Raw genomic sequence first — 10,407 nt, forward strand, 5'->3', positions numbered from 1 at the left:
TCGACGCCGTGATCGTACCAGCCGCGCGCGATCGAAGCCGCGACATCCGGCTTGTTCTGCGTGTCGCCGTGCAGGATCTCGATCGGACGCCCCAGCACCGTGCCGCCGAAATCCTTCGCTGCCATCCGCGCGGCGGCGACACTGCCCATCCCGCCGCTATCGGCGTAAGGCCCATTCTCATCCGTCAGCACGGCGATCCTGACCGCATCGGCGGCCCGCGCACGACATGCCAGGGCCGTCATCGCCGCACCGGCCAGCACCGTCCTGCGGCCAGGTCGTCCGATCGTCATTCCTTGGTTCCTCCCGCCCCTTACATTGCCGGCGTGATCGTCCCCCGGCATTCTCCAAAACCGATGGAAACGAAACCATCGCGGTGCGCGCGTGCTGACAGGATGACTTCGTCGCCGTCCTCCAGGAATCGCCGCTCCGTGCCATCCGCCAGGCGGACCGTCCTGCGGCCGCCCTCGCTGAGCTCCAGCAAGCTGCCCAGGCTGTCCGGTTCGATACCGGAGATCGTTCCGGTTCCCAGCAGGTCGCCGGGATGCAGGTCGCAGCCGCCGCACGTGTGATGTGCGACCATCTGCGCCGGAGTCCAGTACATGTGCCGCGCATGGCTGTGCGCCAGCGGCTGCGGCGTGCCGCCCGCCGGGGCCAGATGGACGGCCAGGTCCAGGTCGAGCGCGCCGGACGCCTGGTCGGCGGCATCGAAGAGATAGGGCAGCGGCGGCGGGTCACCCGCCGGCCGGGCAGGCTGCGCCATGCGGAACGGCGCCAATGCTTCGGGCGTTACGATCCAACAGGACACGCTGGTCGAGAAGTTCTTGCCCAGGAAGGGACCAAGTGGCGCGGCTTCCCAGGCTTGGATGTCGCGGGCGGACCAGTCGTTCAGCAGGCCGTAGCCGGCGATGTGGTCCGCGGCGTCGCCGATCGCGATCGGGTCGCCCAGCGTATTGCCGGGTCCCATCCAGACGGCCAGTTCCAGTTCGAAGTCCAACCGGGCGCTGGGCCGATAAACCGGAGCGGCGTCGTCGGGCGCCTTGGTCTGGCCCTTCGGCCGCCGCACCGTCGCCCCCGACGGCCGTACTGACGACGCTCGGCTATGGTACGCGACCGGTACGTATTTGTAGTTCGGCATCAACGGATTGTCCGGGCGGAACAGCCTGCCGCCATTGGTCGCGTGGTGGATGCCGACATAGAAATCGGTGTAGTCGCCGATCGCGCATGGCAGGTGCATCGTGCAGTCCGCGGCCTTGTGCAGCAGCGGCAGGACCATCGATAGCCGCGGCGACCCCGCTGCCAGCAGGGCGGAGACCGCGCGCCGCACCTCCCGCCGCGGGCCGGCGCCCAGGGCCAGGAACCCGTTCAGCCTCGATGCCGCCGCGGCCTGGCCGCCCGCGCCGGTCAGCAATCCGGCCGAAACCAGCCCCGCCAGGTCCAGGATCGAATCGCCGATCGCCACGCCCCCGCGCGGCGCGCCTCCGGGGGGCGAGAACACGCCGAACGGCAGGTTCTGGATCGGGAAATGCGGATGACCGTTGGCGCTCTCGACCCAGCTTCTCAAGGCCGGATCGTGGGTTTCGTCGATCGCGGTGGTCATGCGCGGGCCGGGTTGAAATGTTTCGCCAGCGTCGCGCCGTAGTTCCGATAGGATGGCTGCAACTGCGGCAGGGCGGCGGCATAGGACGTGACACGCTGCGGGAAGCGGGTCTCGAACATGAACGCCATGGTGCCGGCCAGCTTGTGCGGCTTCAGGTCCGCGTTGCTCGCGCCCTCGAACGCCTCGCGATCGGGGCCGTGCGGCAGCATCGTGTTGTGCAGGGAGATGCCGCCGGGCACGAAGCCCTGCGGTTTGGCATCATAGGCGCCGTAGATCAGGCCCATGAACTCGCTCATGATGTTCATATGATACCAGGGCGGCCGGAAAGTGTGCTCCGCGACCATCCATCGTTCCGGAAAAATGACGCAATCGACATTGGCCGTGCCTGGGGTTTCACTGGCCGAGGTCAGAACGGTGAAGATGCTGGGATCGGCATGGTCGAACAGCACCGGCCCGACCGGGGAAAAGCGGCGCAGGTCGTATTTGTACGGCGCGTAGTTGCCATGCCAGGCGACGACGTCCAGGGGGGAATGCCCGATCTCTGCCTGCCAGAACGCGCCGCCCCATTTCACGATCAGCCGGCAGGGCGCGTCCCGGTCCTCATACGCCGCCACCGGCGTCAGGAAATCCCGAGGATTGGCCAGGCAATTCGCCCCGATCGGCCCCCGTTCCGGCAGGCATAGCGGGCTGCCGTAATTCTCCAGCAGGTAGCCGCGCGCAGGGCCCGTCGCCAGTTCCACCAGGAACTTCACCCCGCGCGGGATCACCGCGATCTCGGCCGGCGCGATGTCGATGACACCGAACTCGGTGCGCAGGCGCAGCGACCCGAGTTGCGGCACGAACAGCATCTCGGCGTCGGCATTATAGAAATACGCATCGGCCATGGATTGCGTCGCGAGATAGACATGCGCGGCGATCCCGGTCCCGGATCCAGCATCGCCGGCGGTGGTGATGCTGCGCACGCCTTGTACGAAGTCCTGCGCCTGGTCCGGCAGCGGGATCGGGTCCCAGCGCAGCGGCGAGGGCGGCAGGAGCGGATCGCCGCCGGGCGCGGTGCGCCACAGCGGCAGGTCCAGCGGCCGGAAATCCCCCCAGCTCGCGACCGTCGGCCGGATGCGGTACAGCCAGGACCGTTGATTGGCGGCTTTCGGCGCGGTGAAAGGCGAGCCGCTGAGCTGTTCCGCGTACAGCCCATAGGCGCAGCGTTGCGGGGAGTTCTGGCCGACCGGCAGGGCGCCCGGCAGCGCCTCGGTCTCGAAACCGTTGCCGAAACCGGTCTGGTAACCGGAGGTGACCGTGGCTTGGGTGACCTGGTCCATGGGTTTCCTCGTGGTTCGTCTCTGTCGAACGCCTCGCGGGTTCATACAGACAGGCGGCTGATCCCGACAAGCGGGCGTCCGCTGTCGCGAGACCGGAGCGGGGCTTTCCGCCACGAACCCGCGGTTTGCTCGTGTCATGGCCCGCTCCGTCCATAACACGCCCGCAATGTCCGTCCTCTTAACCGCCCGGCGCGCAGGGTATCTTCAGGAACCCGCGGAAGCGCACCCGCCCGCCGCGCACCGGCGGCGCGGTCAACGCGTAATCGGGGAAGCGCTTCAGCAGGGACCCGATCGCCACCTGCCCCTCCAGCCGCGCCAGCGACAGTCCGGCGCACATGTGGAAACCCCCGCCGAACGCCAGGTGGCGGTTGGCGGTGCGCGCGATGTTGAAGGTCTCGGGATCGGGGAAGACATCCGGGTCGCGGTTCGCCGCGCCGATGCACAGCGTGATCAGCGTCCCGGCGGGCATTGCCACGCCGCCGACCTCGGTATCCTGTGCCACGCCTCGATTACCGAGCTGATTGGAGCTTTCGTAGCGGAGGATTTCCTCGACGGCGGTGGTGATCAGCACGGGGTCATCGTGCAGGCGCGTACGCTGGTCCGGGTGGTCGTGCAGCGCCACCAGCCCGTTGCCGATCAAATTCGTCGTCGTCTCGTGCCCCGCATTCAGCAAGAACACACAGTTATGCAGCAGCTCGGTTTCCGTCAGCCGCTCGCCGTCCGGCTCCCCTTGGATCAGCCGCGTCAGCACGTCGTGTTCGGGGTCGCCGGGATGGGCGCGCCGGTCGGCGACCAGGCCGCGCAGATAGGCCAGGAAGTCGGTCACCGCCTGGTTGCCGCGCATGGCGGCCTCGGACGTCAGCACCGGTTCCAACGCGCCCAGGATCGCCAGCGACCAGCCGCGCAGCGGGCCGCGGTCTTCGTGCGGGACATCCAGCAGGTTGCCGATCACCTCGACGGGAATGGCGGCGGCGAAGTCGGCGATCAGGTCGACCTCCGGCCGGTCCGCCATGGCGTCCAGCAGCCGGTCGACCAAGGCCTGCAATCCCGGAACCATCGCCGAGATCGCCCGCGGTGACAGCGCCCCGACGATCAGCCGGCGCACCCGGGTGTGCAGCGGCGGGTCGTTGAACACCAGGCTGTTGGTGTGGTGTTCATACAGCGGCGTGTCGCCGAACTTCGGCAGGAACTCCCGCTTCTTGTCGGAACTGAATAGCGTCGTGCTTCGGTACACCGCTGCGCAATCGGCATAGCGGGTCAGGAAATACGACCCGTTGCGCAGGCGCTTGACCGGCGCATGCGCCCGCAGCGCGCGATAGGTCGGATACGGATCGTCGAGGAACGATGCCGGCAAGGACTCAAGGTCGAAGTCATCCGCGAGAGCTGCGTCCATGGCCCTTCATAGCCGCAAGCCGCGGATTACTCTACCGTACGGCGAAAAGGGGGATCATCCATGACATCCGTCGAACCTGTGACCGGTGCCGAATTCCTGGCCCGCAGCCTGGCCGCCAACGGCACGACCCATGTCTTCTTCATCGACGCCGTCCTGCGCCGCACCCTGATCGAGCTGGGGACGCTGGGCGTGCAGCGCGTGCTGGGTCACAGCGAGAAAGCCGTCGCCTACATGGCCGACGGCTATGCCCGTATCGCCCGCCGCCCCGGCATCTGCTTCGCCCAGTCGGTGGGCGCGGCCAATCTCGCCGCCGGCTTGCAGGACGCGTATCTGGGACGCGCGCCGGTGATCGCGATGACCGGGCACAAGCAGCCGTGGATGCAGCATCGCAATGCGTATCAGGAAATCCCCCACGCCCCCCTGTTCGCCCCGGTGACAAAGTTCGCGGCCCGCGTCGACCAGGCCGAGGACCTGCCCCGGCTGATGCGGCAGGCCTGGCGGGAGGCGATGACCGGCACGCCCCGGCCGGCGCATCTGGACCTGAACGGCCTGCAGGCCGAAGTCATCGAAACCGGCCTGGTCAGCGAGCCGCCGGTCGCCGACCCGGTGATGCAGATGACCCTGCCGCCCTATCGCCCGGTGCCCTCGCCGTCCGAGGTCCGGAAGGCCGCCGAACAGTTGCTGGCCGCGAAGCGCCTGGTCATCGTCGCGGGCGAGGGAGCGACCGCCTCCGACGCCGGCCGTGAACTGCTGATGCTGGCGCAGGCCTTGGAAGCGCCGATCGCCACGTCCCTGGGCGCCCGCGGCATCGTTCCGACCCGGCACCGGCTGTCGGTCGGCTGCGCCGGCAATTACGCGGCCCCGCCGGCCAACCAGATCGTGCATGAGGCCGACCTCGTGCTGTTCGTCGGCTGCGAGACCGGGGACCAGGTCACTCACACCTGGCGCATCCCGGCGCCGGAGACGCGCTGTGTGCAAATCGATATCGATCCCACGGAAATCGGTCGTTCCTATGGAAACACGCTGGGCCTGATGGGCGATCCGAAGGCGACGCTGGCGGCGCTGATCCAGACGATCGGGCGGGTCGGCCGTGACTCGGCCTTCGCGGACCGCGCCGCGGGGATCGTGGCCGCCTGGCGGGAGAGCCGCGCGGCGGCGCTGGCCAGCAATGCGGCGCCGATCTGGCCGGACCGGCTGTGCGCCGAGATCACGCGGGCCCTGCCGCCGGACGGCATCCTGGTGGCCGACACCGGCTATTCCGGCATCTGGAGCAGCACGCTGATCGAGCTGAACGGCGAAGGGCAGACCTATCTGCGCGCTGCCGGCTCGCTGGGTTGGTCGTTCCCGGCGGCGCTGGGCGCGAAATGCGCGGCCCCGAACCGCAAGGTGATCTGCTGGTCCGGCGACGGTGCCGTCTACTACCACCTGACGGAGCTGGAGACGGCGCGCCGGCGCGGCATCGCCGTAACGCTGGTGATCAACAACAATTCGGGCTTCGGCCAGGGCTGGCCCAACATCCAGCGGCAGCAGGGCAACAAGCCGGGCGACGTCGCGGAGCTGGTACGCTTCGGTCCCACCAACTTCGCCGACGTCGCCCGGACCTTCGGCTTGCGCGGCATCCGGGTCGAGCAGCCGGACCAGGTCGCGCCGGCGCTGCGGGAGGCCGTAGCGTCGGATGAAACCGTGGTCGTCGATGTCGCGACGGACATCGACTGCCGCGCGCCGGAACCTTGGTTGCCGGAGGGCGCGTGACGGCGCTGATCTTCCATGAACGTATCGGCTTGGAACGCCGGCGTATCAGCCCGTTCTCGTGGCGGATCCGTTATGCCTTCGCGCACAAGGGCCTGACCCCCGAGGTGGTCGAGACGCGGTTCGCCGACGTCGACCGGATACGCCGCCTCAGCGGCCAGCACATGGTGCCGATCATCGAGCATGACGGGACCGTCGTGCACGACAGTTGGTCGATCGCATGCCACCTGGAGGACCGGTTTCCGGACGCGCCGCCGCTGTTCGGCGGCGGGATCGGGCGAGGCGTGACGCGGATGGCGAATCTCTGGGCGGACACGGTTCTGTCGCCGGCGCTGCGGATCCAGATACTGCCCGATTTTCCCGGTGTGCTGATGCCGGAGGACAGAGCCTATTACCGCTCGTCCCGGGAGGCGGAGCTGGGCATGACGCTGGAAGAAGCGGCCTCGGGCCGGGACGCGGCATTGCCGGCCCTGGCCGCGCTGTGCAGGCCGCTGCAACTGACGTTGTCGGAACAGCCGTTCCTGTCCGGGACGGCGCCGGCCTACGCCGATTACATCGTCTTCTCGCTGTTTCAATATGCTCGGATTGGCAGCCCGCGCGACATGCTGGCATTGATGCCGGAGTTGCCGGCGGTACTGGATTGGCGGACGCGGATGATCGGCCTGTTTGACGGCATGGGCGACCGGTTCGGGTTGCATCCACGCAACTGACGCGCCGTTCGGTGTTGAATTTGCTTGGCCTCGACGCCTGTGCGTAGGGTGCCGATGCAGGATTGGGGGAGATGACATGGCAGAGATCGCAGTCGTCGGCGCGGGATTGATGGGGCACGCCTTGGCGCTGGTGTTCGCCCTCGGCGGCCATTCCGTCCGCCTGACGGACAACAGCCCCGAAGCGCTTGGACGCGCGCCGGGGCTGATGGCAACGGCGCTGGAAACGCTGGTGGCGTCCGGCGAGGCCGACGGCAAGAAGGACCGGCAATGGCTGTCCGCCGCGGTCCGCTGCGTCCCCGACCTGGCCGATACGGTCAGGGACGCCGCAGTGGTGATCGAGGCGGTGGTCGAGCGTCCCGACGTCAAGCGCGCCGTCTACGGACAGTTGGAACGGATGATGGCGCCGGACGCGATCCTGGCGAGCAACACGTCGAACCTGGATATCTTCCCGCTGGTGCCGGATGGGCTGCAGGAACGCACCATCATCGCGCATTGGTACACGCCGCCTTACCTATGCGACCTCGTCGACCTGTGTCCCGGTCCGAAGACCAAGCCCGAGGCGGTCATCGTCGTCCGCGACATGGTCAAGGCAATGGGCAAGGCGCCGGTCGTGTTCAAGCAGATGGTGCAAGGTTACGTTGCCAACCGTCTGCAGGCGGCCATGCAGTTGGAGGTCTATCGCCTGCTGGACGAAGGCCTGGTGACTCCCAAGGACATCGACGATTCCGTGCTGCATGGCCTGGCCCTGCGCATCCCCATCCTGGGGATCATGGCGAAGGCCGACTTCACCGGCCTGAACCTGATGCAGCAAGGGCTGAAGAACCGCAGCTATACCCCGCCGCAGCCGCGCGACCACAGCGAGACGCTGGACAAGCTGATCGCGGACGGCCGGACGGGCGTGATGGCCGGGAAGGGCTATTTCGACTGGGGCAAGCGCTCGCCGGAGGAGTTGTTCCGTGAACGCGACCGGAAGCTGCTGGCGTTGAAGCAGGCGTTGCGGGCCATTGGGCCCATGGAGGGGAAATGATCAGCTACGACCTGGCCGGCAAGACGGCGCTGGTGACCGGCGGCGCCTCGGGCATCGGGTTCGCCACGGCGAAGATGCTCGCGGGCTTCGGCTGCACGGTCGCGGTGAACTTCCTGGCTGACGACCCGCGCGGGCCGGAGGCGGTGGACAAGCTGGTCGCTGCCGGCGGCAAGGCGATCATCGCCCCCGGCAGCGTGGGGGAGGCCGGCGAGGCCGAACGGATGGTGGCGCAGGCGGTGAAAGACCTGGGCCGGTTGGACCTGCTGGTGGCCAATGCTGGCACGCCCGGCACGCGCCGCCGCATCGCGCCGGCCGAGTTGGACATGATCACCGAGGAGTTGTGGCATACGCTGCTGGAGGTGAACCTGCTGGGCGTGTTCCGCTGTGCCAAGGCCGCGGCGCCGGCACTGAAGGCGGCGCAAGGCGCCATCGTCAGCACCGCCTCGATCGCCGGCCTGGGCCGAGCGGGGAGCAGCCTGGCATATGGGGCGACGAAGGCGGGGGTCGTGAGCCTGACGCAGAACCTCGCGCGTGCGCTGGCGCCCGAGGTCCGGGTCAACGCCATCGCGCCGGGGGCCGTCGACAGCTCCTGGATGGTGGAGTGGACGAACGAGGAGCGGCAGCAATCGATCGAGCGGGCGCTGCTGAAGCGCCGCTGCCAGCCGGAAGACCTGGCGGAGGTGATCCTGTTCCTGGGTTTCGGCGCGGCGATGGTGACCGGGCAAACGATCGTCGTCGATGGCGGGCTGACCCTGTAACAAAAAAAGGCCAGCTCGGGAGCTGGCCTTTTTTGTTGATTACGGCCGCCGATCAGAAGGTGATCACGGCGTCGGCCGCGAATGTTACGTTATCGAGAGTGCCTTTCCCGGTGCCGGAGTTGACGTTATAGGTGCGGCCGCTCGCGAACGCATGGTCCCATCGGACTTCAGGCCGGATCAGCAGGCCGGACAGCGGGGCCGACACGTTCGGCTTCCAGGTCACGCCGACCGTAAGGGCCGTGTAGGTCGCGTTCGAACCGGCAGCGGCATAAGGACCGAACGGCACGACGAAGCCCTGTTGGACCTTCACCGGGTCGTTGTTGTTCGCATAGGACGCAACGAAGAAGTTGTTGTCGTCCCTGAACAGTTCCGCACGGCCGTTCAGCGTCAGCGTATCGCTCAGTGCATAGGACGCGTATTGGGCGATGCCGAAGGCGTTCACCGGCTTGCCGGGGTTGGTCGTCTTGCCGAAATCGTCGCGGACCAGGTTCAGCTCCGTGACCAGGGTCAGGGCGTCGGTGGCCTTGTAGGTGATGACGATATCGTTGTAGTAACGCCAGTATCCATCCGCGTTGTAGCCGGTCGGCAGGCCCGTGACGGACGGATTGCCCAGGAAGCGGCTCGCCTGCTCCGGACCGAAATGGGTCAAGGCCAGGACCGTCAGGTTCCCGCCCATCAAGGTCAGGTTCACGCCGGTAATGCCGCCGATCGCGCTGTTGTTTTCACCCAGCACGCCGAAGGTCGTGTTGGTGCCGGTATCCACGCCGCCATACACGTCCAGCATGTCGTTGACATGCAGGACCGCCAGGCCGCCGGTGTGCTTGAACGGCAGGCCGAATTGGAAGATGTAGGAGTGGGTATAGAACGGATTGGTCGACGGATCGATCGTTTCGTAACCGAGTGGTGTTGGATACAGGCCGACCTTCAGGTCCAGGCCGCCGCTGGTCACCACCGGCAGGTGGAACAGGGCGTTGGCCTCGACGATATCGAACTGATAACGATCGCCCGGTACGGCGTTGTTGAAGATGCCCAGGTACTGGGTATAGCGGGCGTCGGAACCATACATGCCTTGCAGCTTGAAGCCCCACTGGAAGTCCGAGTCCTTCGGGTCCAGCGGCTTGTTGGCCGTCAGTAACAACTGGTTGATCGTCGCCTGGTTCGCGTAATCGGTGAAGAGCTGTCCGAAGTTCTTTCCGTCGCGCGGGTTGGAGGGGTTGATGTTGAAGCCGGCGTCGAGCTGGGCCGACAGGTGGATTCCGTCGATCCACAGGCCAGGCGGCGGCGCGTCGGCGGCCGGCGTTGGAGCAGGCGCAGTCGCCGGAGCCGCCGTCGTGGCCGCCGGGGCCGTCTGGGCGACGGCCTGAGAGAGGCCTGGGGCGATTGCCGCCGCGGCGGCGAGCAGCACCCCGCGAGAAACACACCAAGTCTTCATGTTTCGTTTCCTAGGTGGATGTTGGACGCACAGGGTCTATACCGAGACCGATTCCCTGAACATATGATTCGTATATAAACCTGTATCGTTTGTATATAAACATCAAGCGGCTAGCGACAGAAAAGGCGCTTCGGACCGGCCGAAGCGCCTTTTGGCCGCAACTACAGGATCTGTTCGCCGTGAAGAACGATGTCCAGGCCCTCCCGCTCTTCTTCCTGACCGACGCGCAGGCCGACCAGGGCCTTGGTGATCATCAGCAGGATGAACGTCATGACGCTGCTATAGACCAGCGTGGAGCACACGCCGATGGCCTGCAGCTTGAGCTGGGCGAGGCCGCCCGGCGAGCCGTCGGGGCTGGCGTCGGTCGCCGACAGCGGGCCGTAGGAGAACACGCCGGTCAGCAGCGCGCCGACGATGCCGCC

The 10,407-nt window shown here is 67.1% G+C and carries 9 protein-coding genes and 1 pseudogene; 4 read left to right on the forward strand and 6 right to left on the reverse strand.

Features of this window, described 5'->3' with window-relative positions; all coding sequences use genetic code 11:
* The 4 genes from VHB27_RS19690 to VHB27_RS19705 form a co-directional block, all read right to left on the reverse strand.
* Positions 1–290: ABC transporter substrate-binding protein (locus VHB27_RS19690; protein ID WP_325603724.1), on the reverse strand; the 290-nt coding region annotated here is incomplete at its 3' end.
* Positions 291–310: 20 nt separating this feature from the next.
* Entirely contained in the window at positions 311–1,597 is a 1,287-nt protein-coding gene (gene fahA, locus VHB27_RS19695; RefSeq protein ID WP_325603726.1) for a fumarylacetoacetase, read from the reverse strand.
* Positions 1,594–2,916 carry a homogentisate 1,2-dioxygenase gene (gene hmgA, locus VHB27_RS19700; protein ID WP_325603728.1) on the reverse strand — a complete coding sequence of 441 codons (1,323 nt, stop codon included), beginning with the start codon at positions 2,914–2,916 and terminating at the stop codon, positions 1,594–1,596. Before hmgA ends, fahA begins: the two co-directional genes overlap by 4 nt.
* 178 nt (positions 2,917–3,094) lie before the next feature.
* Positions 3,095–4,309, reverse strand: coding sequence for a cytochrome P450 (locus VHB27_RS19705; protein WP_325603730.1), 1,215 nt, complete (start codon positions 4,307–4,309; stop codon positions 3,095–3,097).
* A gap of 60 nt (positions 4,310–4,369) precedes the next feature.
* Between VHB27_RS19705 and VHB27_RS19710 the strand changes: the two genes are divergently transcribed.
* From VHB27_RS19710 to VHB27_RS19725, 4 genes are all read left to right on the forward strand, one after another.
* Positions 4,370–6,061, forward strand: a complete 1,692-nt coding sequence (locus VHB27_RS19710; RefSeq protein WP_325603732.1) for a thiamine pyrophosphate-binding protein — start codon at positions 4,370–4,372, stop codon at positions 6,059–6,061.
* Positions 6,058–6,768, forward strand: coding sequence for a glutathione S-transferase N-terminal domain-containing protein (locus VHB27_RS19715; RefSeq protein WP_325603734.1), 711 nt, complete (start codon positions 6,058–6,060; stop codon positions 6,766–6,768). Before VHB27_RS19710 ends, VHB27_RS19715 begins: the two co-directional genes overlap by 4 nt.
* 76 nt (positions 6,769–6,844) lie before the next feature.
* A complete protein-coding gene (locus VHB27_RS19720) occupies positions 6,845–7,795 on the forward strand; it encodes a 3-hydroxyacyl-CoA dehydrogenase family protein (RefSeq protein WP_325603736.1) in 951 nt (316 codons plus the stop codon).
* The gene (locus VHB27_RS19725; RefSeq protein WP_325603738.1) at positions 7,792–8,553 is read left to right on the forward strand and encodes an SDR family NAD(P)-dependent oxidoreductase; all 762 of its coding nucleotides are present in this window, start codon (positions 7,792–7,794) and stop codon (positions 8,551–8,553) included. The genes VHB27_RS19720 and VHB27_RS19725 overlap by 4 nt, the downstream gene beginning before the upstream one ends.
* Before the next feature lie 52 nt (positions 8,554–8,605).
* Here VHB27_RS19725 and VHB27_RS19730 read toward each other — a convergent pair whose 3' ends face one another.
* Entirely contained in the window at positions 8,606–9,985 is a 1,380-nt protein-coding gene (locus tag VHB27_RS19730; RefSeq protein WP_325603740.1) for a porin, read from the reverse strand.
* A gap of 161 nt (positions 9,986–10,146) precedes the next feature.
* Positions 10,147–10,407, reverse strand: a pseudogene (locus tag VHB27_RS19735) (ammonia channel protein); the annotation flags it as partial.

This window comes from Rhodopila sp., from assembly GCF_035548235.1.
In the GTDB taxonomy this organism is placed as follows: Bacteria; Pseudomonadota; Alphaproteobacteria; order Acetobacterales; family Acetobacteraceae; genus Rhodopila.

Bases quoted from the DNA above. Each gene is read 5' to 3' on its own strand.
- VHB27_RS19720 (WP_325603736.1), top strand. From the start codon at position 6,845: ATGGCAGAGATCGCAGTCGTCGGCGCGGGATTGATGGGGCACGCCTTG.
- VHB27_RS19710 (WP_325603732.1), top strand. From the start codon at position 4,370: ATGACATCCGTCGAACCTGTGACCGGTGCCGAATTCCTGGCCCGCAGC.
- VHB27_RS19705 (WP_325603730.1), bottom strand. From the start codon at position 4,309: ATGGACGCAGCTCTCGCGGATGACTTCGACCTTGAGTCCTTGCCGGCA.
- hmgA (WP_325603728.1), bottom strand. From the start codon at position 2,916: ATGGACCAGGTCACCCAAGCCACGGTCACCTCCGGTTACCAGACCGGT.
- fahA (WP_325603726.1), bottom strand. From the start codon at position 1,597: ATGACCACCGCGATCGACGAAACCCACGATCCGGCCTTGAGAAGCTGG.
- VHB27_RS19730 (WP_325603740.1), bottom strand. From the start codon at position 9,985: ATGAAGACTTGGTGTGTTTCTCGCGGGGTGCTGCTCGCCGCCGCGGCG.
- VHB27_RS19725 (WP_325603738.1), top strand. From the start codon at position 7,792: ATGATCAGCTACGACCTGGCCGGCAAGACGGCGCTGGTGACCGGCGGC.